The following is a 22,738-nucleotide window of genomic DNA, read 5'->3' on the forward strand; positions in this document are numbered from 1 at the left end:
GCAAAAATCCGCTTGGACGGAGGAGTATTTCCTATGCGTACTCAGCACCAGTCTCGCCGTGACCTGGACAAAATCGACCGCAACATCCTGCGCGTCCTGCAGGAGGATGGTCGCATCTCGTTTACTGAGTTGGGCGAACGTGTAGGTTTATCGACTACGCCCTGCACCGAACGGGTCCGCCGGCTTGAGCGCGAAGGCATCATCATGGGCTACCACGCCCGCCTAAACCCACAGAACCTCAAGGCCAGCCTGCTGGTATTTGTCGAGATCAGCCTTGATTACAAGTCTGGCGACACCTTTGAGGAGTTTCGTCGCGCGGTACTGAAACTGCCGCACGTATTGGAGTGCCACCTGGTTTCTGGCGATTTCGACTATCTGGTTAAAGCGCGCATTAACGAGATGGCGTCGTACCGCAAGCTGCTGGGCGACATTCTGCTCAAGCTGCCGCACGTTCGCGAATCCAAGAGTTACATCGTCATGGAAGAGGTGAAGGAAAGCCTTAGCCTCCCCGTGCCGGAATAACCTAGACCAGCACCTGGCGCGTGGTCGCGATCAGGTTGTGCACTTGTTGTTCAACCTGTGGATCAATCGGCTCTTCGGGGCCGCGGCCATGCGGGCACGGCATGCGTGGCGTGGTGCCAAACAATCGGCAAATCAGCGGGCGCTGGTCATACACCTGACAACCTTGCGGCCCGAGGTGCACACAATTCAGTTCATCCAGCGCTGCCTCGTGCTCGGCATCACTTTTGTGTGGCAGCCGCGACATTTCTTCAGATGAGGCCGTGACCGGGCCGCAGCAGTCGTGGCAACCGGGGATGCAGTCAAAGCGCGGAATATGCAGGCGCAGATGATCAATTTTACGACGGGTACAACTCATAACAGCGCCTCAGTGTTGGACGAACCATGGTAACTGTCTTAGCCGTGAATCGCCGTCCATTGGTAATTAATTATCGATTTTTGCTACGTGGCACTTGGCGATTAAGGAAGACCACGCTTATGCTTCGTAAAATTTTCCAAACACAATAAACAGGATTTCGCACATGAACGCCCGCGTTCACCAACCGGTTCACAACAATCAGCATGCTGCTTCCTATTACGCCGCCAGCGCTAACCGCACCATTGCGCTGCAACCTTTAGGAGGTGAGCTGCGCGCTGATGTGTGCATTGTCGGTGGTGGCTTCTCGGGCCTCAATACAGCGATTGAACTGGCCCAGAAAGGCCTTTCAGTGGTGTTGCTCGAAGCCCGCAAGGTGGGTTGGGGCGCCAGTGGCCGTAACGGCGGCCAGCTGATTCGCGGCGTTGGCCACGGTGTTGAGCAGTTTGAATCGGTGATCGGCGCCAGCGGCGTGCGTGAACTCAAACTGATGGGCCTGGAAGCAGTTGAAATCGTGCGCAAACGCGTCGAGCAGTTCAATATCGACTGCGACCTGACGTGGGGCTATTGCGATTTGGCCAACAAGCCACGCGACCTCGAAGGCTTCGCCGAAGATGCGCATGAGCTGAAAAGCCTCGGCTACCAACACCAGCTGCGCTTGCTGCAAGCCAACCAAATGCACGAAGTTGTCGGCTCCGACCGTTATGTCGGCGGTTTGATCGACATGGGTTCCGGTCACCTGCACCCGCTCAATCTGGCACTCGGTGAAGCCGCTGCTGCGCAGGCATTGGGCGTACAGATTTTTGAAGATTCGCCAGTCACTCGCATCGAGTACGGCGCTGAGGTCAAGGTCCATACCAGCAGCGGCGTGGTCCGTGCCAGTAACCTGGTTCTGGCCTGCAACGCATATCTTGGTGAGCTGAACAGCAACCTTGGCGGCAAGGTGCTCCCGGCGGGCAGCTATATCATCGCCACAGAGCCGTTGAGCGCTGAACAAGCGCAGGCAATCATTCCGCAGAACATGGCCCTGTGTGATCAGCGGGTGGCGCTGGATTATTACCGTCTATCGGCAGACAACCGTTTACTGTTTGGTGGCGCGTGTCACTATTCTGGGCGCGATCCCGAAGACATCAGTGGCTATATGCGGCCGAAGATGCTTGAAGTATTCCCGCACCTGAAAAACACCAAAATCGATTTCCAGTGGGGCGGCATGATCGGCATTGGCGCCAACCGCCTGCCGCAAATCGGTCGCCTCAAGGGTCAGAACAACGTGTTTTATGCACAGGCTTACTCCGGTCACGGCGTCAACGCGACGCATCTGGCTGGCAAACTGTTGGGTGAAGCGATTGCCGGTCAAGCCAGCACGGGTTTTGACCTGTTCGACAAGGTGCCGCACATGACCTTCCCGGGCGGCAAATACCTGCGCTCGCCCCTGCTCGCGCTGGGCATGCTCTGGCACCGCATGAAGGAAGTGTTGTAAGCCTGAAACCGGGGGATTAACCCCGGTTTATGCAACCGCTGGCTGCTTAATATAAGGCTGGACCACCGACAAACTATGCGCGACAGCCAAGTCTTTTTCGCCCACTGGCGCGACATAGTGAATGGCCGAGGCAGCGGCGTCCTTACCTGCCAGTTTGGCAATGATCCAGGTCGCCAAATACTGCGAAGCCATACAGCCACCTGCCGTGGCAACATTGCCCTCGGCAAAAAATGCTTGATCCAGCACGTTAACCCCCGACTCAACCACCCACGGTTTGGTGGTCAAATCGGTACAGGCTGGCAGACCGTTCAATACGCCCATTACCGACAACAGCAATGCGCCGGAGCATTGCGCGCACACCAGTTGCTTGGCCGGGTCTAGATTGAGCCGATCAAGAATCCGCCGATCCTTGGCGATGTCACGGGTGAAGATACCGCTCCCGACTAAAACCACATCGGCAGTGTTGGCGAATTCCAGGGGTTGCTGCGCGGCAACCCTGACCCCATTCATCGAGGTGACGTAGTCATCCGGGCAGGTAATCTGCACGTTCCAGCCCTGGCCTTTCATGCGATTCAATATGCCGGCCGCAATGAACGAATCGAGCTCGTTAAAGCCTTCGAATGTCAAAATTGCGATGTTCATATGCCTATCTCCTCGCTGCGGTTTCAAAGCTTCCAAAAGGGCAGATTAGCTTCGCGATGTGCCTGCGCACGCGTCAGCCCGATATCAGCCAACTGATGATCATTAAGCTTGAGCAATGCTCGACGAGTGCTAATCCGGCGCAGTAACAGTGTCCAGCGTGACGCTGGCGGGCCATATACAGCAGGCGTGGACATACGCGGCGTTGCATCTTGCTGCAACTCTTGCTGGCCGAGGGTCAACCGCACATCGCTTAAACCATTCATCTCCTTTCTCCTGAAACTCAATCATTTCGAGAGTCAATAATGGCGCGAACATAAAGAGCATGACAGATTCAGAAAATATATATTAAATCCATACAGATGATCTAAATTGGCCGCTGAATGGTAATTTTCAGCAGCAACTGTACTGGTATATCTTCAATAACCAGAAGCCAAGCAACCTGACCGAGCTTAATCTGTATGACCCTTTATATCGACCTCGCGGCAATGATCAGCTCCCGCATCGAGCAAGGCCTATATCGCCCCGGCGACCGCTTGCCCTCAGTGCGCGCATTGAGCAACGAACATGGAGTCAGTCTGAGTACGGTGCAGCAGGCCTATCGTCACCTTGAAGATCAGGGCATGGCGACACCACGCCCAAAGTCAGGTTATTTCGTGCCGCCAAGCCGCCAGAAACCTGAGTTGCCGATGGTCAACCGCGCTGCTCAGCGACCGCTGGATGTGTCGCAGTGGGACAACGTACTAGAACTGATCAGCATCGCGCCGGGCAGCGATATCTTGCAGTTAGGTCGCGGTATGCCTGACATCAGCAGCCCAACACTAAAACCTTTGCTGCGCTCAATCTCGCGCCTCAGCCGTCGACAAAGCGTAAAAGAGCTCAGCTATGGCTGCATCCATGGCGACCCTGCGCTGCGCGAACAGATTTCACGATTGATGCTCGACTCCGGCTGCCAGATACCCGCGCAGGACATCGTCACGACCACCGGCTGCCATGAAGCCTTATCCACGGCGATCTGCGCCACCTGTAAACCCGGCGATGTGATTGCAGTCGACTCACCGAGCTTTCATGGCGTGATGCAGGCACTTAAAGGCTTTGGTATGAAAGCCCTCGAACTGCCTACCGATCCGCTCACCGGTATTAGCCTTGAAGCCCTGGAGCTTGCGCTTGAACAGTGGCCGATTAAAGCCATCCAACTGACACCGACTTGCAACAACCCCCTTGGCTACATCATGCCGGACGCCAACAAGCGCGCCCTGATCGCACTTGCCCAGCGTTATGATGTGGCGATTATTGAGGATGATGTCTACGGCGAACTGGCTTACAGCTACCCGCGCCCACGCACGATCAAATCCTATGACGAAGATGGCCGGGTACTGCTCTGCAGTTCGTTCTCGAAAACCTTGGCGCCAGGCCTGCGCATCGGCTGGATCGCACCCGGTCGCTACCTGCAGAAAATCCTGCATTTGAAATACATCGGCACCGGCATGGCCGCGCAACTGCCGCAGCTCGCACTGGCGGAGTACATCAGCGCGGGCCATTACGAGCCTCACCTGCGGCGCATGCGCAGCCAATATGCACGTAATCGTGACCTGATGACCGGCTGGGTTAGCCGTTATTTCCCAGCCGGCACACGCGTCAGCCAGCCGGACGGCGGCTTTATGTTGTGGATCGAGCTTGATCGCGAATTCGACAGCCAGCGTCTGAATCGCGCCTTACTGCCGCACGCAATCCAGATCGCGCCAGGCAGCATTTTCTCGGCGACGGGTAAGTACCGTAATTGTCTGCGCCTGAACTACGCGACCAAAGCCACTGCCGAAATCGAGGATGCGGTGCGCACGGTTGGCGAGACCGTTGCGCAACTGCTTGCCTCGCCCGACTAGCCCTCGCCTACCGCTTGCGCCTCAGGATGTGACCGCAACGTGCTGCGGTTCGGGGCGCCATGCCAGCACCACAAAGCCCGCGGCGCCGAGCGCCATCAGCAGCGGCAAGGCATGGCCGCTGACCCACTGGCTGGCCGCGCCGGTAAGCAATGGCCCCAACAAGCAGCCAATCCCCCACAGCTGCGAGACATGAGCATTAGCACGCACCAAGGCGTCGTCGCGAAAGCGCTCGCCAATCTGAATCAGCGACAGGGTAAACAAGCCACCCGCACTGGCACCAAACAGCACCAACACCGGCCAGATCAAGGGCGAATGCAATGCCAATGGGATACTCAAACTTGAGCACAACAGCACCACTCCGCAGCCACGGAACAGGTTGCGCCGCGACATCAGGTCTGCCAACCAGCCAATGGGGAGCTGCAAGGCAGCATCGCCCACCACCACAACGCTGACCATAATTAGCGCAACGTCCTGGCTGAAACCCTGACGCAATCCATAGATCGGCAATAACGTCAGCATCATCGACTCAAAAGCAGCGAACAACGCCACCGCCCAGGCAATCGCTGGCATCTTGCTACAAAAGGCCAGCAGGCCTTTTGACGAGGCGCTGTGGCCATCGACCTTTGGCGCACCGGTACGGCCCAACAAAATCAGCGAGCCACTAATCAGCAGGCCAGTGCCGACCCAGAATGCGCGATCGCCTTCAGTACCGAGGACATGCAACAGTAGAGGGCCGGACAGCTGACTCAAGGCGTAACCGGTGCCATACAGCGCGACCAGGCGACCACGCCACTTTTCCACGGCCAGCTGATTAATCCAGCTCTCACCCAGAATAAATACCATGGTCAGGGCAACGCCCAGCAGTAAACGCAGGAATAGCCACACGGTATAGTTTTGCACCAAGGCCAGCATCGCCACAGACAGCGCACCGACTAGCAGGCAGGTCTGCATTAACACCGTAGTACCCAGTCGCCCAGCAAGACGTCCGGCAAGCGAGGCACCGAGCAGTACGCCGACAGCCGGGGTGGCAGCCATCACACCGATGGCAAACGTTCCATATCCCCAACTCTCAAGGCGCAGCGAAACCAGCGGCATGGTCACACCCAATGCCAAACCAATGCTGATCACCGCCATGGACACGGCGAAATAGGTACCCCAACGCATTACCAGACTCCTTGTGTGCTTGCACTGCAAAAAGCAAAACGGCCAGGCCTCCAGAGGAAATAATCCCCCGGAAAACCCGGCCGCAGGTTTGGCTCATCTGAGCCGGCCTCTTAACTAGAGACGGACCTTACGCAGCGTGTGAACGCCTTGCTTCAGTTTATAACTTGATCCAAGTTGCTTTCAGTTCGGTGTACTTATCGAATGCATGCAACGACTTGTCACGACCGTTGCCCGACTGCTTGAAGCCACCAAATGGCGCAGTCATGTCGCCACCATCGTACTGATTGACCCAAACGCTGCCCGCGCGCAGCGCCTTGGCCGTCATGTGGGCCTTCGACAAGTTGCTGGTCCATACTGCTGCAGCCAGACCGTAGATAGTGTCGTTGGCGATTGCAATCGCTTCCTCGGCATCATCAAACGCGATAACTGACAGAACCGGGCCAAAAATCTCTTCCTGGGCGATAGTCATTGCGTTGTTCACACCGTCGAAGATGGTCGGCTCAACATAAGTGCCGCCCGACTCTTCCATGACTCGCTTACCACCGGCAACCAATTTGGCGCCGTCTTTGTGGCCTGCATCGATGTAGCGCAGCACATTATTCATCTGCTGGGTATCAACCAGTGCGCCAACATTGGTTTCTGGGTCAAGCGGATTGCCTGCCTTCCAGCCTTTGATCGCTTCGACCACCAAGGGTAAGAATTTGTCTTTGATCGAGCGCTCAACCAACAAACGCGAGCCTGCGGTGCAGACTTCACCCTGGTTGAAGGCAATGGCGCCAGCGGCTGACTCGGCAGCTGCTTGTAGATCTGGGGCATCAGCGAAGACGATATTCGGGCTCTTGCCGCCAGCTTCCAACCAAACGCGCTTCATGTTCGACTCGCCCGCGTAAATCATCAACTGCTTGGCGATTTTGGTCGAACCCGTGAAGACCAGCGTGTCGACATCCATATGCAAGGCCAAGGCCTTACCCACAGTGTGACCAAAGCCTGGCAGCACGTTGAATACGCCCGCAGGAATACCGGCTTCAACAGCCAACTGAGCGACACGGATACCGGTCAGCGGTGATTTTTCCGATGGTTTCAGGATGATTGAGTTACCGGTGGCCAACGCAGGGCCGAGCTTCCAGCAGCTCATCAGCAACGGGAAATTCCACGGAACGATAGCCGCAACCACACCGATTGGCTCACGAGTGACCAAACCCAGTTCGTTATGAGCAGTCGCCGCTACTTCATCGTAAACCTTGTCGATGGCTTCGCCATTCCAGCGAATGGCATTAGCCGCAGCCGACATATCAATGTTCAGTGAGTCACTGATCGGCTTGCCCATATCCAGAGTTTCCAGCAGCGCCAACTCTTCAGCGTGCTCCTCGATCAACTCAGCAAAGCGAATCATGATCTTCTTACGTTGGGCTGGCGCCATGCGCGACCACACACCCGAATTGAAGGTGGCGCGTGCATCCCGTACAGCGCGCTCAGCATCAGCAAGGTCACAGCTGGCAACATTACCCAGCAAGCGGCCATCTACCGGGCTGATGCACTCAAAGGTTTCACCGGACTCTGACGAGCAGTACTCACCATGTACAAACGCACGAGTCTCAATCTTCAACGTCTTGGCGCGCTGTTCCCAGTCGGCGCGAGTCAGGCTAGTCATGCAAGCATCCTCTATCAGTAAAAAGTGGCGCGCATTCTGCACGCGAACTGTCAATAATTCTGCAAGGCCCATATCGGCCATTTCCTGCCCGCAACACTAAACCAGAGGGCTCTACCTTTTCAATATATTTGACAAATAAGCCGTAAACGGCCTTGTCATGTTCGTTTTATTAAACATAGACTCAGACTAATAAACGCCAGCGCTACATGCCTGACACGCACAACAAGCCAATACGCAGAGATGCCACAGATGAAAATTGAGCAGATTGTCGACTTCGCCCAAGCCAGCAGCACCCTGGAAAATTATCACCCGGCCCCTGAAAAAGTGCTCAAGGGTGACCCCGCGCAAAGCGTGCGTAATCACTATGCCAGCCCATGCGGCCAGTTCAACACAGGTGTCTGGGAAGGCGCCGTCGGCCAGTGGACAGTCAATTACAGCGAGCACGAATACTGCGAAATCCTGCAGGGCGTTTCAGTTCTGCGCGACAAGGACGGCAATGCAAAAACCTTACGCGCTGGCGACCGCTTCGTTATTCCCGCCGGGTTCTCTGGCACTTGGGAAGTACTCGAGACGTGCCGCAAGGTCTACGTGATCTTCGAGCAAACGGCTGAATAACTGCTTCATAGCGAATCAGAATGCAAAAAGCCCGCTGCGTGCGGGCTTTTTGCTGCTCAACATTTACCTGACAGGCCGTATCTACAGCCCAGGTGAAAATCGGAGCAAGAAAAAGCCCGCCATGTTGGCGGGCTTTCTCATCAAGCTTGTGCAACAAGAATGCTTGATCAATTACTTGATCTTGCCTTCCTTGTAGATCACGTGCTTGCGCACAACCGGATCGAATTTTTTAATTTCGATTTTGTCCGGAGTAGTGCGTTTGTTCTTGTCGGTGGTGTAGAAGTGGCCAGTACCGGCGCTCGACACCAAACGGATCAATTCACGCATGATTTAGCTCCTTAAACCTTTTCGCCACGAGCACGAAGCTCGGACAACACAACATCGATGCCGCGCTTGTCGATGCAACGCATGCCTTTAGCAGATACGCGCAGACGTACGAAGCGATTCTCAGACTCAACCCAGAAGCGGTGATGCTGCAGGTTTGGCAGGAAACGACGACGGGTTTTGTTGTGTGCGTGGGAAACATTGTTCCCGGTTACCGGACCCTTACCGGTAACTTGACAGACTCTTGACATGCCTCAGCCCTCTAAAAACCACATGCCCAACCCGGCATGGGTTGGCCGCTTAAATTCAGTGTCATTGGCGCAAAGCGCCGCGTTTCTCGAGGGTCTTACCGGCCACACCTGAAAGCGCAACAACCGGGCCCCTAGAAAAGAGCGCTGCTTTATACCAGAAAGGCTACCGTACAACAAGGACAAACAAACTTTCTACTGCAACGCTGAGCCCCGCATTCTACCGCGTCAGGCTGGCGCTGTGGGAGTTAATGGCGAATTACCGCTCGTCGCCTAACTGGATTGTCTTACCACACCGTTTTGAATTAGGGTGAATCATTGCTACGCGCCGATGAATGCGCGGCACACCACCGTCAAGGAATAAGCCCATGCGCCGTAAGACGTTACCTCTACTTTTATTACCGCTGCTGAGCCCCTTGTTGGCGCAAGCCTCAACGCTGAGTGTCTGTACAGAAGCCAGTCCAGACGGCTTTGACGTGGTGCAATACAACTCGTTGACCACCACCAATGCCTCCGCAGATGTATTGATGAACCGTTTAGTCGATTTTGACGCCAGCAGCGGCAAAGTCGTCCCCAGCCTCGCGCAGAGCTGGACAGTCAGCGATGACGGCCTGAGCTACACCTTCAAACTGCGGCCCAATGTCAGCTTTCATACCACCAACTACTTCAAACCAAGCCGGGCCATGAATGCTGATGACGTAGTGTTCAGCTTTCAGCGCATGCTCGACCCTAAACATCCGTGGCACGCGTTCGCTCAGAGCGGTTATCCACACGCGCAATCAATGCAATTACCCAGCCTGATCAAGAGCATTGATGCACCTGACACCAACACCGTGCGCTTCAATCTGACCCAGCCAAATGCGACCTTCCTGGCGACACTAAGCATGGGCTTTGCCTCTATTTATTCCGCTGAATATGCCGACCAGCTGCTTAAAGCGGGCAAACAAAACAGCCTCAATAGCCAACCGATCGGCACCGGCCCCTTTATTTTTAAGCGTTTTCAGCAAGACGCTGTGATCCGCTACGACGCAAATCAGGATTACTTCGCGGGCAAGCCAGCCGTCGACAAAATGGTCTACGCCATTACCCCTGACGCCAACGTGCGCCTGCAAAAACTACGCAATAACGAGTGCCAGATAACCCTGTCGCCAAAACCAGTGGATATCAGCGTTGCCGCCAAAGACCCTGCACTAAAAGCGGTGAAGACCAACGCCTTTATGACCGCCTTTGTCGGCATTAACACCCAGCATCCGCCGCTGGACAAACCCGAAGTACGCCAAGCTATAAATCTGGCTTTCGATAAAGCGACTTATCTCAAGGCGGTGTTTGAAGATAGCGCCGAGGCCGCTAACGGGGTTTATCCACCGAACACCTGGAGCTACGCCAAAAACCTGCCCGGCTATGCCTATGATCCAGAGCAAGCCAAAGCCAAGTTGAAGCAGGCAGGCCTTGCTGACGGCTTCAAAACTACCATCTGGACTCGCCCAAGCGGCAGTCTGCTTAACCCCAACCCGAAGTTGGGCGCACAACTGCTACAAGCTGATTTAGCCAAAATTGGCATCACTGCCGAAATTAGAGTGATTGAGTGGGGCGAGTTGATCCGCCGCGCCAAAGCTGGCGAGCATGACCTGCTATTTATGGGCTGGGCAGGCGATAACGGCGACCCGGATAACTTCCTGACGCCACAGTTTTCATGCGCCTCAGTTGAATCTGGGCTGAACTTTGCGCGCTACTGCGACCCGCAATTGGACAAACTTATCAGCCAGGGCAAAACCCTTAGCGACCAAGCGGCGCGCAGCGATATCTACAAAAAGGCCCAAGCCATTATCCAGCAACAAGCATTGTGGGTGCCGCTGGCGCATCCAACGGCTACCGCACTGACGCGCAACACCGTCAGCGGCTACAGCGTCAGCCCGTTTGGCCGGCAGGACTTCTCCAGAGTCAGTATCGGCAAATAAGACTGCAAAGCGCTGAGAAGTCATTGACCCGAGGTTCAATTGACTGCTCAGCGCCTTGGCTACATCCAGCCGTGCTCCGCCATCGACAACGGCTCACCCTCGCCGACGATGAAATGATCAAGCACGCGCACCTCAACCAACTCCAAAGCCGCTTTCAAACGCTGGGTGAGCACCTTGTCAGCCTGGCTTGGCTCAGCCACACCTGACGGATGATTGTGCGCCAGAATCAGTGCAGCAGCGTTGTGCGCCAGCGCACGCTTCACCACTTGCCGCGGATACACGCTGGCACTGTCGATTGAGCCGGTAAACAGCGATTCATACGCAATGACCCGGTGTTTGGCGTCCAGAAACAAACAGCCAAACACCTCGTGCGGCTCGTGACGCAACACTGATTTCAGGTAATCGCGTACAGCCTGCGGGCTTTGCAGCGCGTCGTCTCGTTGAATTTCTTCAGCCAAATGCCGACGGCCCATTTCCAGTACCGCCTGCAACTGCGAGAACTTGGCCGGGCCCAGCCCCAGGCTCTGACAAAATGCCGGAAGATCCGCCTGCAACAAACTGCGCAACGTGCCGAAGTCCGCTAATAAGTGGCGCGCCAGATCCACCGCACTGCGTCCAGCAACTCCTGTTCGGAGAAATATCGCCAGTAATTCGGCATCGGTCAGAGACCCAGCGCCATGTGCCAACAGTTTTTCTCGCGGGCGTTCCGCCGCAGGCCAGTCGCGAATGCTCATACAAACATCTCCATGTCATAGCTGAAACCTGCGCATGCAGGCCAAACAGGGGCACCTGTCTGTCAAGGCCGCTGTTCCCTAGCGGCCTCTGTGCTATCGTAGCCTACCTTTTTTCGTGGTGATTGGCCTGGGGAGGCGTCATCACCGCGTCGTACATTAATCTTGAGCAAGGCAGGCCTATGCAGCGTCTTTATCGGAAACGCATCATCCTCGGCGTGGGTGGCGGCATTGCAGCCTATAAGAGCGCAGAACTGGTACGCCGACTGAAGGATCAAGGCGCAGAAGTACGTGTCGTCATGACCCACGGCGGCCGCGAATTTATTACGCCACTGACCTTGCAGGCCTTATCCGGCAATCCCGTTCACCAAGAACTGCTCGATCCCGCAGCCGAGGCCGCAATGGGTCACATCGAGCTAGCACGCTGGGCCGACCTTGTGCTGATCGCCCCAGCCACGGCCGACCTGATGGCGCGCCTCGCCCAAGGTGTTGCCAACGACCTGTTGACTACTGTGGTGTTAGCCACCGACGCACCCGTCGCCTTGGCACCCGCGATGAACCAAGCCATGTGGCGCGACCCAGCCACCCAAGCCAATGCGCAGATTCTCAGCCAGCGTGGCATGCATATATTTGGCCCTGCCTCCGGCAGCCAGGCCTGTGGCGACGTTGGCTTGGGCCGCATGCTTGAAGCTGACGACCTCGCGCAACTCGCCGCAGACTGTTTTGAGCGCAAAAGCCTCAGCGGGGTTCATGTACTGATTACCGCTGGCCCAACCCAAGAAAACATCGACCCGGTGCGCTATATCACCAACCATAGCTCGGGGAAAATGGGTTTTGCACTTGCTGAAGCAGCGGCCGAGGCTGGCGCCAAAGTCACCCTGATCAGCGGCCCAGTGCACCTGCCGACGCCAGAGCGGGTCACGCGCATTGATGTCGTCAGCGCCCGCGACATGCTGGCTGCCTGCGAAGCGGCTATGCCCTGCGACTTATTGATTGCCGCCGCCGCAGTTGCCGACTATCGCCCGGAAGTGGTCGCACAGCACAAGCTCAAAAAAGACCCGACCAGCGGCGAAGGCATGCTTCTGCAGATGGTCCGCAACCCGGACATCCTCGCCACGCTGGCCACTCGCACAGACCGGCCATTCAGTGTCGGCTTCGCCGCAGAAACCGAGAATTTGCTGGAATACGCGTCACGCAAGCTGAAAGATAAAAACCTCGATCTTATCGTCGCCAACGATGTGGCCAACCCCACGATAGGCTTCAATAGTGAGGAGAATGCGATCACCATCATTGATCGTGAACTGCAACAAAGCAGCTTCGCCCAGACCAGCAAGGGCAAAATTGCCCGCCAATTAGTCGACTTCATTGCTGAACGCATGAATCGCGCCTGAACTTTATTGATGGATAACAGAATTTAATATGCACGCCTTACAAGCCAAGATCCTTGACCCGCGCCTCGGCACCGAATTTCCACTGCCGCAGTACGCCACACCAGGCTCCGCCGGCCTCGACCTGCGCGCGATGCTCAAACAAGCACTGACCCTTGAGCCAGGCCAAACCGTCCTGATCCCGACTGGCTTGTCGATCTACATCGGCGACCCGGGCCTTGCTGCAATGATTCTGCCGCGCTCGGGGCTCGGCCATAAGCACGGTATCGTGCTGGGCAATCTTGTGGGCCTGATCGACTCGGACTACCAGGGCGAGTTGATGGTTTCGTGCTGGAACCGCGGCCAAGACGCTTTCACCATCAACATCGGTGAGCGCATTGCCCAACTGGTTTTGGTTCCTGTTGTGCAGGCGCACTTCGAAATGGTTGAAGAGTTTGATGAAAGCCAGCGCGGAGCCGGCGGCTTCGGCCACTCAGGCACCCATTAAGCGGCTGTAAAATAGCTCTTTTGCACTACCTTGAACCTGCCAACTTACTTCTGTAACGCTGGCAGGAGCTAATACTAAGAATAATGGGTCAGGGAGATGTTCGATGAAGTTGTTCAAACGTGCCGCCAAGGACGAGCTGTCCAACGAGATGATCAAACAGGCGGCCGCCAAAGCATCGAGCAATAAGCAAAACACACTAGAGGCCCTTAAACCCGGCTTACTTGCTGCCCTTGTCGGCTTGGTGCTGGCCGGGTGCGTGCTTTGGTTCGGTATGCTCGGCAGTGCCCAGCAACAGCAGCATCAAGCCCTGAGCAAAGCCTGGGGCGAGAGTCAAGCGACAGCATTGCAGCAAGCCCTGAAACAACTTGCCGCCGACACCCAAACGGCAGCGCAAAACCCAGCGCTGATTGCGGCGCTGCAAAGCGACGATATCGGGCAGATACGGGCTACTGAGCGCTCGCTGAAATACTGGAATGGCATCGTTGACGCGCAAATCAACCTGCGCGGCCAGGCGACACAAGACATGGGCCGTACTGCACCAATGAACTTTGCTGCGCTGGATTTACTGCGCCGTGTCGAGAACGGCCAGACGCCTGCGGTTGAAGCTTACAAAGTCGGCCAACAGTGGCTGGTTTACAGCGTTGCGCCATTGCGTTTAAGCAAAGACCAGGCGGCGCAAGGCACGCTGTTGCTGGCGTTTGACCTCAACCGTTTAATGGCCAGCCTCCCCCCGCTGCCAGCGGAAGTCGGTGCAATCCAGCTCAGTCAGCAATTTGGCACCGCTGCTGCTCAAGTCCTGGTTCAACGCGGCTCGGTTCAAGGCAACCCGCAACAGCTCAACAGCGGCAACCCAAATTGGACACTGCGCTTCACCCCTGGTCCGGCACTGAGTGGCGCCGCGTTCTCACCGCTGGCACTGGCGCTGGCTGGGCTCCTGGCATTGCTGGGTGCAGTGATCGGTTTTTACCTAGTGCATCGCAGTTTTAATAGACACCTCGAAGCCGATATCAATCAGCTAGAACAGTTGGCCAAAGAACTCTCCGCGGGGAAAAGCGTCAAAGCCTTTAGCCTGAGCCTGCCAGCACTGAATAACCTGGCGAAAACGCTGGCACGCATGCCACGTCGCGCAGAAAGCACCGGCAACGCCAAAGACTCAGCCGCCAAGACCAGCAAGACTGAAAAGGCGGCTCAGATTGCGGCAGAAAAGCCGGTCATATTTGCCGACCCACTATTTCAAGATACCGATATTCTCGATATCGACATTCTCGATGAAGACCAGGATCTCCTGGGATTGGAGCAGTCATCTGTTATGAGTAATTCGCAAGTCGCACCTAAACTTCCTGCTGATATCTTCCGCGCCTACGACATCCGTGGTGTTGTTGGCCGCACCCTAACAGCTGAAACAGCCTATTGGGTTGGTCGCGCAGTCGGCTCTGAAAGCCTCGCCAAGGGCGAGCCAGACGTCGCAGTCGGTCGCGATGGGCGCTTGTCAGGCCCAGAACTGGTTGAGCAGTTAATTCAAGGCTTGGTCGACAGTGGCTGTAACGTCAGTGATGTCGGCATGGTGCCAACTCCAGTGGTGTATTACGCCGCCAACATTCTCAGCGGCAAATCCGCAGTGATGCTCACCGGCAGCCACAATCCGCCTGATTACAACGGTTTCAAGATTGTGATCGCCGGCGACACCCTGGCCAACGAGCAAATTCTTGCGCTGAAAACCCGTATCGACACCAACGACCTCAGCAGCGGTGTCGGCAGTGTTGAGCAAGTTGATGTACTGGATCGCTACTTCAAACAGATTCGCGACGATATTGCCCTCGCCAAGCCTCTAAAAGTGGTGGTTGACTGTGGCAACGGCGCTGCAGGCGTGATCGCCCCGCAACTGATCGAAGCGCTCGGCTGTACGGTTATTCCCCTGTTCTGCGATGTCGATGGTACCTTCCCCAACCATCACCCAGATCCGGGCAAGCCCGAGAATCTGGTCGACCTGATCGCCAAGGTTAAATCTGAGAAAGCTGACCTGGGCCTAGCCTTTGACGGTGATGGCGACCGCGTTGGGGTTGTGACCAACACCGGCACCATCGTCTTCCCTGACCGCTTACTGATGCTGTTTGCCAAAGACGTTGTCTCGCGCAATCCGGGCGCCGATATTATCTTCGACGTTAAGTGCACTCGTCGCTTGACCCCGCTGATTAGCGGCTACGGCGGCCGGCCGGTGATGTGGAAAACGGGTCACTCGCTGATCAAGAAAAAGATGAAGGAAACCGGCGCCCTGCTAGCCGGTGAAATGAGCGGCCACATCTTCTTCAAAGAGCGTTGGTTCGGTTTTGACGACGGTATCTACAGCGCCGCACGGCTGCTGGAAATCCTCAGTCAGGACAAGCGCGATGCCGAACATGTGTTCTCTGCATTCCCAAGTGACGTCTCAACACCGGAAATCAATATTCAGGTTACCGAAGAGAACAAGTTCCAGATCATCGACCGCCTGCAGCGCGAGGGCTCATGGGGCGATGCCAATATCACTACGCTCGACGGTGTACGGGTTGATTATCCAAAAGGCTGGGGCTTGGTCCGCGCATCAAACACCACGCCGGTTCTGGTCCTGCGCTTCGAAGCTGAAACCGAAGCAGAGCTGGAACGCATTAAAGTAATTTTCCGCGAGCAAATGACTGCACTCGCACCTGACATAAAATTGCCGTTTTAACGCGATGGAGTCCCGCATGACCTTTGAGCGTGATGCCGCTACCCAAGTGGCCAAAGTTCTTTCTGAAGCACTGCCATACATTCGCCGCTTTGTCGGCAAGACCTTGGTGGTGAAATATGGTGGCAACGCCATGGAAAGTGATGAGCTGAAAACCAACTTTGCCCGCGACATCGTGCTGATGAAGGCCGTGGGCATTAACCCCGTGGTAGTTCACGGCGGTGGTCCGCAGATTGGCGACTTGCTCAAGCGCCTTTCGATCGAAAGCCACTTCGTTGATGGCATGCGGGTCACCGATGCAGAAACCATGGACGTGGTTGAAATGGTTCTCGGCGGCCAGGTCAACAAAGACATCGTCAACCTGATCAACCGCCATGGCGGCAGCGCTATCGGCCTGACCGGTAAGGATGCCGCGTTGATCCGCGCGAAGAAACTCACCGTTTCCCGCAAAACACCGGAAATGACCACGCCTGAAATCATTGATATCGGCCACGTTGGCGAAGTCACAGGGATCAACACTGACCTCATCAACATGCTGGTCAAAGGTGACTTCATTCCTGTGATCGCGCCCATCGGTGTAGGTCCTGAGGGCGAGTCTTACAACATCAACGCGGACCTGGTCGCAGGTAAAGTTGCCGAGGCACTCAAAGCTGAAAAGCTGATGCTGCTGACCAACATCGCCGGTTTGATGAACAAACAGGGCGAAGTGCTCACCGGCCTGACGACTGAACAAGTTGATGAGCTGATTGCCGATGGCACTATCTACGGCGGCATGCTGCCAAAGATCCGTTGCGCACTGGAAGCCGTGCAAGGCGGCGTGACCAGCGCGCACATCATTGATGGCCGGGTACCGAATGCAGTGCTGTTGGAAATCTTCACTGACAGTGGCGTCGGTACCCAAATCTGCAACCGCAAACGTCACTGATGACAGGCCAGCAGATCAGCACACGTGGTGCTGATCTGCTGCGCACCTGACAATTTATGGCGGTAACGTGACGTTTTTTGCCAGAAATGGTGATCTGCAGAGCGGCCAACACCACGCTTGTCCGCCATCACTCAACCGACGAAATGTTCAAGCAAACCCATATTGCAACCAAAAATGGCGGATGAAAAAGCGTCAGCCACCCGGCTTCGCGTCTGTCAGCGCGACATAATCTCAGCAAAGCGCGCACGGTCAGCATTGAAGCTGGCCTCAGACTGCTTGCGCACGGCCTCATAGCGTTTGATATCGTGCATCAAACGCTGCTGCTCGATCTTTTGGTTATTAATCTGCACCAGCAAACTCTCGGGAACGTCGCGTCCGCTGCGCTCGAGATCAGCCGCCTGTGCTTGATAGTTAGCCTGATGAGTACGCACCGACTGCAGATTACCGCGAGCCACGCTAATCACCCCATCAAGCTCGGCCAGCTTACGATCACGCGCCCGATCAATATCTTCAAGTGAGCTGTACAACCGTTTGAGCTGAGCGTCGGAACTGGCCCGGGCCTTTTCCTCGAGCATGCGCTGACGCTCTTCAAGCGTTGGCGCAGGTGCAATCACTTGCACCACACGCCCCTGATCATTCAGGACTTCATAACCCTTGCTAATAAACTCCGGCGGCACACCCTGACGGCTAAGAACGATGCCACCTTTGCTGTCGGTGTAGCGGTACAGTACGTCGCCTGCATTGGCCGCAACCGAGGGCAGTAAGCATAGAATTAGCGAGCAGCAACGTAAAACCGGTTTCAGCACAATCAAGCCCTTAATTATTAGTCATTAAATCCCATATTGAGCACGGTACGCTTCTACCGCTGGCAGGTGTTGTTTAAGTTCAGCATTTTCTGCCAGATACTCAAGTACTTGCTCAAGCGAAACAATGCTCACCACCGGCATGGCAAAGTCTCGCTCAACTTCTTGAATAGCCGAAAGGTCGCCTTGACCCCGCTCTTGGCGATTTAATGCAATCAGTACGCCAGCACAGTGTGCATTCTGCGATTTAATGATTTGCATGACCTCACGGATCGCCGTACCCGCCGTGATCACATCATCAACAATCAGAACGTTGCCAGCCAATGGCGCGCCAACCAAGGTGCCACCTTCGCCGTGGTCTTTAGCCTCTTTGCGGTTAAAACACCAAGGCATATCGCGCTGATGATGCTCTGCCAAGGCGACTGCAGTGGTGGCCGCCAGAGGGATTCCTTTGTAGGCAGGGCCAAACAGCACGTCAAAGTCGATGCCGCTATCAACTACAGCTGCGGCATAAAAGCGCCCCAACTGAGCCAGCGCCAAACCGCTGTCAAACAAGCCCGCATTGAAGAAATAAGGGCTGACACGCCCGGATTTAAGGGTGAACGAACCAAAGCGCAGGACTCCGCGCTCGATGGCAAAACGAATGAAGTCACGCTGGTAGGCTTGCATGAATTGTCCCGAAATACACAGATGAGGCTAGTAATTTAGCTAAAGATGACGACCTCGGGTATCATACACCCACGTGTTTTTGGGGGCCATTTATGCGGATCATCAGTGTGAACGTGAATGGTATTCATGCTGCAGTCGAGCGCGGTTTGCTCAGTTGGCTGCAAGCACAGAATGCCGACGTGATTTGCCTGCAGGACACCCGTGCCTCCGCCTTTGAGCTGGACGACCAAGCCTTCCAACTGGATGGCTATTTCCTCTATGCATGTGATGCCGAAGTTCCAGACCAAGGTGGTGTGGCTCTGTATTCACGGTTACAGCCCAAGGCGGTGATTAGCGGTTTAGGCTTTGAATCAGCTGATCGCTACGGGCGCTACCTGCAAGCAGATTTCGACAAGGTAAGTATTGCCACCTTGCTGTTGCCATCGGGGCTGAGCGGGGACGAGAGCTTGAACCAGAAGTTCAAGTTCATGGACGATTTTACCAGTTACTTAGACAAGCAGCGCCGCAAGCGCCGCGAGTACATTTATTGTGGCTCGCTGTATGTGGCGCACCAGAAGCTCGACGCCAAAAACTGGCGCGACTGCCAACAGTCGCCTGGGTTTATGGCGCCTGAGCGAGCGTGGATGGACGAAATAACCAACACCATGGGCTATGTTGATGCCTTGCGTGAGGTTAGCCGTGAAGGTGAGCAATTCAGTTGGTGGCCAGACAACGAGCAAGCTGAAATGCTCAACCTGGGTTACCGTTTTGACTATCAATTGCTCACTTCGGGTATGCGCCGTACGGTGCGTACCGCACGCCTGCCGCGTCAGCCACGCTTCTCGCAGCACGCACCACTGATTGTTGATTACGACTGGATTCTCAGCGTGTAAAACTATCAGGCACAAAAAAACCGGCTCAATGCCGGTTTTTTTGTGCCTCAATTCTGCCTATTTCACGATGCGCCAGCAGAATGGGTAGCGATATGACTGACCTTCATTGGCTTTGATCCCGCCAATAATCGCCAGCACAACACCAACAATTGCCACCAGTGTGGTCAGCACAAAGCCAATCACCACCAGCATCAACAACATGCTGATCATAAAGGCGATAGTGATGCTGATCTGAAAGTTCAGCGCTTCCTTGCCCTGCTCGTCAACAAAAGGATCGAGATCCTTTTTGATCTGCCAGACCACTAACGGGCCCACCAGGTTACCGAACGGGAAAACGAAGCCAAGGAAGGCCGCGAAGTGACAAAACATAGCCCACTGACGCGCATCCTGGCTTGGAGTCGGTACTGGCACTTGCTCTTCCATCATTGCCTCCCTGTTTAAATTAGTCAGCTTGATTAGTCAGCTAAAGCCGCTTGCTGAATTGCAAACAGCTCATTCATACCTTTTTGCGCCAGGGCGAGCATGGCATTCAGCTCTTCTGGCTGGAATGGCGCGCCTTCAGCGGTGCCCTGCACTTCAATAAAGCCGCCAGCGCTGGTCATGACCACGTTCAGATCGGTCTCGGCGGCCGAATCTTCCGGGTAGTCCAGATCGAGTACGGGTTCGCCCTGATACATGCCAACCGACACCGCAGCAATCATCTGCTTGAGCGGGTCGCCGCCTTTAAGGCCGCCACGCTTCTTGATGATCTTAAGCGCATCAATCAACGCAACCATGGAACCGGTGATCGACGCAGTGCGGGTGCCGCCATCGGCCTGGATCACGTCGCAATCAACATAGAGGGTGAACTCACCCAGCTTCGACATATCCAGAGCAGCACGCAACGAGCGACCGATAAGGCGTTGAATTTCCAGCGTGCGACCGCCTTGCTTACCGCGGCTGGCTTCACGCTGGTTACGGTCACCGGTGGCGCGCGGCAGCATGCCGTACTCAGCCGTCAACCAACCCTGGCCCTGACCTTTAAGAAAGCGCGGTACGCCAGACTCGACGCTGACCGTGCAAATCACTTTGGTATCACCAAACTCAACCAGCACAGAACCCTCCGCATGCTTGGTGTAGTTACGGGTGATACGGATTGCACGCAATTGATCAGCGGCGCGGCCACTTGGACGTTTCATCAAGGAATTCCTGCTTTGAATTGAAATCTGTCAGACATTATAAGGCGCCACAGGCTACGACGACATGACCAATTGGGTCGGACCGACGCACTGCGCTACAATCTCCGGCTTTCCAGCTTATTTCTGTCAGAGGTTCGCGCATGATCCACAGCATGACTGCCTTCGCCCGTACCGAACAGGTGACGGCCCATGGAACCCTGAGTTGGGAACTGCGCTCGGTCAATCACCGCTACCTTGAGCCACACCTGAGGCTTCCAGAAGCATTTCGCGACCTTGAAGGCGCTGTGCGCGAAGCTCTGCGCCAGGGACTTTCACGCGGCAAACTGGAATGCACCTTGCGTTTCACCGAAGAAAGCACCGGCAAACCACTCCAGGTCGACCGCGAGCGCGCCTCGCAACTGGTAGCCGCCGCCGAGATTGTTGCAGGCCTGATCAAGCACCCAGCGCCGCTCAACCCACTTGAAGTACTGGGCTGGCCGGGTGTGCTGGTCGCCGACTCGGCAGATCCGCAAACGCTCAACAAAGCGGCGCTGAGCTGCTTCAAGCAAGGGCTTGAAGAGCTCAAACAAGGCCGTGCTCGCGAAGGCATTGAGTTGGCCAAGCTCCTCAATGATCGCCTCGACGGTATTAGCGCCGAAGTCGAAGCACTGCGCGAGTTGGTGCCGTTGATGCTGACGACTCAGCGCCAGAAAATTCTCGATCGCTGCAAGGAAATGCAAGCGGAGCTAGACCCGCAGCGCCTGGAGCAAGAGATGGTATTGCTGGCGCAGAAAAGTGATGTGGCCGAAGAACTCGACCGGCTCAGCACCCACGTGACCGAGGTTCGCCGTGTACTAAAGACTCCAGGCGCAGCAGGCCGACGCCTTGACTTTTTGATGCAAGAACTCAATCGCGAAGCAAACACCCTGGGTTCCAAAGCGTTTGATGCGCGTAGCACGCAAGCGGCCGTCAACCTCAAAGTGTTGATCGAACAAATGCGCGAGCAAGTACAAAATATTGAGTGATCAGACTTAGCCAGCAGTTGCTGGCAACAGCTTTAATAATGTGTCGCCAAACGCTGCTACGCTTGGCAAACCGCTTTTTTAGGATGCAATCATGAGCCTTACCACCGGCACCCTTTACATCATTTCCGCGCCATCCGGTGCGGGCAAGACCAGCTTGGTCAAGGCCCTGATCGACAGCGAGGCGATGATTCGTGTCTCGGTCTCACATACCACTCGCGCCATGCGCCCGGGTGAAACTGACGGCGTGAACTACCACTTTGTCGATCGCGAGCAGTTTCACGGCATGCTCGACAAAAGCGAATTCCTTGAGCACGCGGAAGTCTTCGGCAATCTCTACGGCACGTCACAGACGTGGGTGGAAAAAACCCTGACTGAAGGGTATGACCTGATTCTTGAAATCGACTGGCAAGGCGCCCAACAAGTGCGCAAGCTGATGCCGGACTCGCGCTCAATCTTTATTTTGCCTCCGACTCAGGAAGCCCTGCGCCATCGCCTCACGAACCGCGGCCAGGATAGCGGTGAGATTATTGAGCAACGCATGCGTGAAGCCGTCAGCGAGATGAGCCACTATGTCGAATATGACTTTCTGATCATCAACGATGACTTTGCCCATGCGTTGAGCGACCTGAAAGCGGTCTTCCGCGCCAACCAGCTGCAGCAAAATTCGCAACAGCAACGCCACGCAGGCTTGCTCAGTGAACTGCTGGCCTGAGCCGCAGGGCGCTTAAACAAAACTAAAGCTTCCCTTAATGCTGGTGATTTTTTAGACTATTCAGTCCGCTCGCCCATTTGGGCCCAGCTTTACTTGCATTTGTTACGAGGAACACCATGGCCCGCGTTACCGTTGAAGATTGCCTGGACAACGTTGATAACCGCTTTGAGCTGGTCATGCTGGCCACCAAGCGTTCACGTCAACTCGCCACTGGCGGCAAAGAGCCAAAACTGGCTTGGGAAAACGACAAGCCAACCGTAGTTGCGCTGCGTGAAATTGCTGCTGGTCTGGTTGATTACGACGTTATCGCCCAAGACGAGATCGTCGAAGAAGAGCCGCTTTTTGCAGCCTTCGAGGACGAGGCTAACGAGTCTCAGTAAGCCTATGCCGGGTCGACGTCGCAAGGCGCAGGGTCAAAACACTCAGCAGGAG

Annotated in this window: 25 protein-coding genes; 13 read left to right on the top strand and 12 right to left on the bottom strand. The window is 55.6% G+C overall.

The annotated features are described in order from the left end of the window. The first annotated feature begins 33 nt into the window (after window positions 1–33). A complete protein-coding gene (locus tag B9K09_RS21620) occupies window positions 34–522 on the top strand; it encodes an Lrp/AsnC ligand binding domain-containing protein (protein ID WP_087518743.1) in 489 nt (162 codons plus the stop codon). 1 nt (window position 523) lies between these two features. Here B9K09_RS21620 and B9K09_RS21625 read toward each other — a convergent pair whose 3' ends face one another. After that, window positions 524–877 carry a YkgJ family cysteine cluster protein gene (locus tag B9K09_RS21625; protein WP_087518744.1) on the bottom strand — a complete coding sequence of 118 codons (354 nt, stop codon included), beginning with the start codon at window positions 875–877 and terminating at the stop codon, window positions 524–526. Between the two features lie 163 nt (window positions 878–1,040). Here B9K09_RS21625 and B9K09_RS21630 point away from each other — a divergent pair, with 163 nt between their 5' ends. Further along, window positions 1,041–2,354: an FAD-binding oxidoreductase gene (locus tag B9K09_RS21630; RefSeq protein ID WP_087518745.1), complete on the top strand. Its 1,314-nt coding sequence runs from the start codon at window positions 1,041–1,043 to the stop codon at window positions 2,352–2,354. Between the two features lie 27 nt (window positions 2,355–2,381). On the opposite strand, the gene B9K09_RS21635 is transcribed toward B9K09_RS21630, so the two are convergent. Together B9K09_RS21635 and B9K09_RS21640 are read right to left on the bottom strand one after the other, a co-directional pair. Next, window positions 2,382–2,996 carry a DJ-1/PfpI family protein gene (locus B9K09_RS21635; RefSeq protein ID WP_087518746.1) on the bottom strand — a complete coding sequence of 205 codons (615 nt, stop codon included), beginning with the start codon at window positions 2,994–2,996 and terminating at the stop codon, window positions 2,382–2,384. Between the two features lie 23 nt (window positions 2,997–3,019). After that, complete coding sequence (locus B9K09_RS21640) at window positions 3,020–3,259, bottom strand: DUF1127 domain-containing protein (protein WP_087518747.1); 240 nt, start codon at window positions 3,257–3,259, stop codon at window positions 3,020–3,022. Window positions 3,260–3,454: 195 nt separating this feature from the next. Between B9K09_RS21640 and B9K09_RS21645 the strand changes: the two genes are divergently transcribed. Beyond that, a complete protein-coding gene (locus B9K09_RS21645) occupies window positions 3,455–4,876 on the top strand; it encodes a PLP-dependent aminotransferase family protein (protein ID WP_087518748.1) in 1,422 nt (473 codons plus the stop codon). A 21-nt stretch (window positions 4,877–4,897) separates the two neighbouring features. Here the strand turns inward: B9K09_RS21645 and B9K09_RS21650 are convergent, their stop codons facing one another. Both B9K09_RS21650 and B9K09_RS21655 read right to left on the bottom strand, forming a co-directional pair. Continuing rightward, window positions 4,898–6,040 carry an MFS transporter gene (locus B9K09_RS21650; protein WP_087518749.1) on the bottom strand — a complete coding sequence of 381 codons (1,143 nt, stop codon included), beginning with the start codon at window positions 6,038–6,040 and terminating at the stop codon, window positions 4,898–4,900. 157 nt (window positions 6,041–6,197) lie between these two features. Continuing rightward, complete coding sequence (locus B9K09_RS21655) at window positions 6,198–7,691, bottom strand: aldehyde dehydrogenase (RefSeq protein WP_087519237.1); 1,494 nt, start codon at window positions 7,689–7,691, stop codon at window positions 6,198–6,200. A gap of 249 nt (window positions 7,692–7,940) precedes the next feature. Here B9K09_RS21655 and B9K09_RS21660 point away from each other — a divergent pair, with 249 nt between their 5' ends. Then, a complete protein-coding gene (locus B9K09_RS21660; RefSeq protein WP_087518750.1) occupies window positions 7,941–8,306 on the top strand; it encodes a cupin domain-containing protein in 366 nt (121 codons plus the stop codon). Window positions 8,307–8,477: 171 nt separating this feature from the next. On the opposite strand, the gene rpmG is transcribed toward B9K09_RS21660, so the two are convergent. Further along, window positions 8,478–8,633 (bottom strand): 50S ribosomal protein L33, encoded by a 156-nt coding sequence (rpmG, locus tag B9K09_RS21665; protein ID WP_002551515.1) that lies wholly within the window; start codon window positions 8,631–8,633, stop codon window positions 8,478–8,480. 11 nt (window positions 8,634–8,644) lie between these two features. After that, on the bottom strand, window positions 8,645–8,881 hold the full coding sequence (gene rpmB, locus B9K09_RS21670; protein WP_010489195.1) for a 50S ribosomal protein L28: 237 nt from the start codon (window positions 8,879–8,881) through the stop codon (window positions 8,645–8,647). A gap of 365 nt (window positions 8,882–9,246) precedes the next feature. On the opposite strand from rpmB, the gene B9K09_RS21675 reads away from it, so the two are divergent. Next, window positions 9,247–10,836 (top strand): ABC transporter substrate-binding protein, encoded by a 1,590-nt coding sequence (locus tag B9K09_RS21675; RefSeq protein ID WP_087518751.1) that lies wholly within the window; start codon window positions 9,247–9,249, stop codon window positions 10,834–10,836. A 59-nt stretch (window positions 10,837–10,895) separates the two neighbouring features. Here the strand turns inward: B9K09_RS21675 and radC are convergent, their stop codons facing one another. Next, entirely contained in the window at window positions 10,896–11,570 is a 675-nt protein-coding gene (radC, locus tag B9K09_RS21680; protein ID WP_087518752.1) for a DNA repair protein RadC, read from the bottom strand. A gap of 179 nt (window positions 11,571–11,749) precedes the next feature. On the opposite strand from radC, the gene coaBC reads away from it, so the two are divergent. The 4 genes from coaBC to argB all read left to right on the top strand — a co-directional run bounded on the left by coaBC (window position 11,750) and on the right by argB (window position 17,068). Then, a complete protein-coding gene (coaBC, locus tag B9K09_RS21685) occupies window positions 11,750–12,958 on the top strand; it encodes a bifunctional phosphopantothenoylcysteine decarboxylase/phosphopantothenate--cysteine ligase CoaBC (protein ID WP_087518753.1) in 1,209 nt (402 codons plus the stop codon). A 28-nt stretch (window positions 12,959–12,986) separates the two neighbouring features. Next, the gene (gene dut / locus B9K09_RS21690) at window positions 12,987–13,442 is read left to right on the top strand and encodes a dUTP diphosphatase (RefSeq protein ID WP_087518754.1); all 456 of its coding nucleotides are present in this window, start codon (window positions 12,987–12,989) and stop codon (window positions 13,440–13,442) included. A gap of 1,309 nt (window positions 13,443–14,751) precedes the next feature. Beyond that, window positions 14,752–16,146: a phosphomannomutase/phosphoglucomutase gene (algC, locus tag B9K09_RS22735; RefSeq protein WP_218192009.1), complete on the top strand. Its 1,395-nt coding sequence runs from the start codon at window positions 14,752–14,754 to the stop codon at window positions 16,144–16,146. 16 nt (window positions 16,147–16,162) lie between these two features. Then, complete coding sequence (gene argB / locus B9K09_RS21700; RefSeq protein WP_087518756.1) at window positions 16,163–17,068, top strand: acetylglutamate kinase; 906 nt, start codon at window positions 16,163–16,165, stop codon at window positions 17,066–17,068. Window positions 17,069–17,283: 215 nt separating this feature from the next. Here argB and B9K09_RS21705 read toward each other — a convergent pair whose 3' ends face one another. Beyond that, the gene (locus B9K09_RS21705; protein ID WP_087518757.1) at window positions 17,284–17,874 is read right to left on the bottom strand and encodes a DUF4124 domain-containing protein; all 591 of its coding nucleotides are present in this window, start codon (window positions 17,872–17,874) and stop codon (window positions 17,284–17,286) included. A gap of 24 nt (window positions 17,875–17,898) precedes the next feature. Further along, window positions 17,899–18,540: an orotate phosphoribosyltransferase gene (pyrE, locus tag B9K09_RS21710; protein WP_087518758.1), complete on the bottom strand. Its 642-nt coding sequence runs from the start codon at window positions 18,538–18,540 to the stop codon at window positions 17,899–17,901. 92 nt (window positions 18,541–18,632) lie between these two features. Here pyrE and B9K09_RS21715 point away from each other — a divergent pair, with 92 nt between their 5' ends. Next, window positions 18,633–19,412 carry an exodeoxyribonuclease III gene (locus B9K09_RS21715; protein WP_087518759.1) on the top strand — a complete coding sequence of 260 codons (780 nt, stop codon included), beginning with the start codon at window positions 18,633–18,635 and terminating at the stop codon, window positions 19,410–19,412. Window positions 19,413–19,469: 57 nt separating this feature from the next. On the opposite strand, the gene B9K09_RS21720 is transcribed toward B9K09_RS21715, so the two are convergent. Together B9K09_RS21720 and rph are read right to left on the bottom strand one after the other, a co-directional pair. Beyond that, window positions 19,470–19,835, bottom strand: a complete 366-nt coding sequence (locus B9K09_RS21720) for a DUF4870 domain-containing protein (protein WP_371917474.1) — start codon at window positions 19,833–19,835, stop codon at window positions 19,470–19,472. Window positions 19,836–19,867: 32 nt separating this feature from the next. Then, the gene (rph, locus tag B9K09_RS21725; RefSeq protein ID WP_087518761.1) at window positions 19,868–20,590 is read right to left on the bottom strand and encodes a ribonuclease PH; all 723 of its coding nucleotides are present in this window, start codon (window positions 20,588–20,590) and stop codon (window positions 19,868–19,870) included. A 140-nt stretch (window positions 20,591–20,730) separates the two neighbouring features. On the opposite strand from rph, the gene B9K09_RS21730 reads away from it, so the two are divergent. From B9K09_RS21730 to rpoZ, 3 genes are all read left to right on the top strand, one after another. Further along, complete coding sequence (locus tag B9K09_RS21730; protein WP_087518762.1) at window positions 20,731–21,594, top strand: YicC/YloC family endoribonuclease; 864 nt, start codon at window positions 20,731–20,733, stop codon at window positions 21,592–21,594. Window positions 21,595–21,685: 91 nt separating this feature from the next. Beyond that, window positions 21,686–22,306 (top strand): guanylate kinase, encoded by a 621-nt coding sequence (gene gmk, locus B9K09_RS21735; protein WP_087518763.1) that lies wholly within the window; start codon window positions 21,686–21,688, stop codon window positions 22,304–22,306. 116 nt (window positions 22,307–22,422) lie between these two features. Continuing rightward, window positions 22,423–22,686: a DNA-directed RNA polymerase subunit omega gene (gene rpoZ / locus B9K09_RS21740; protein ID WP_010489179.1), complete on the top strand. Its 264-nt coding sequence runs from the start codon at window positions 22,423–22,425 to the stop codon at window positions 22,684–22,686. Window positions 22,687–22,738: the final 52 nt, after the last annotated feature.

The organism is Pseudomonas sp. M30-35, from assembly GCF_002163625.1.
In the GTDB taxonomy this organism is placed as follows: domain Bacteria; phylum Pseudomonadota; class Gammaproteobacteria; order Pseudomonadales; family Pseudomonadaceae; genus Aquipseudomonas.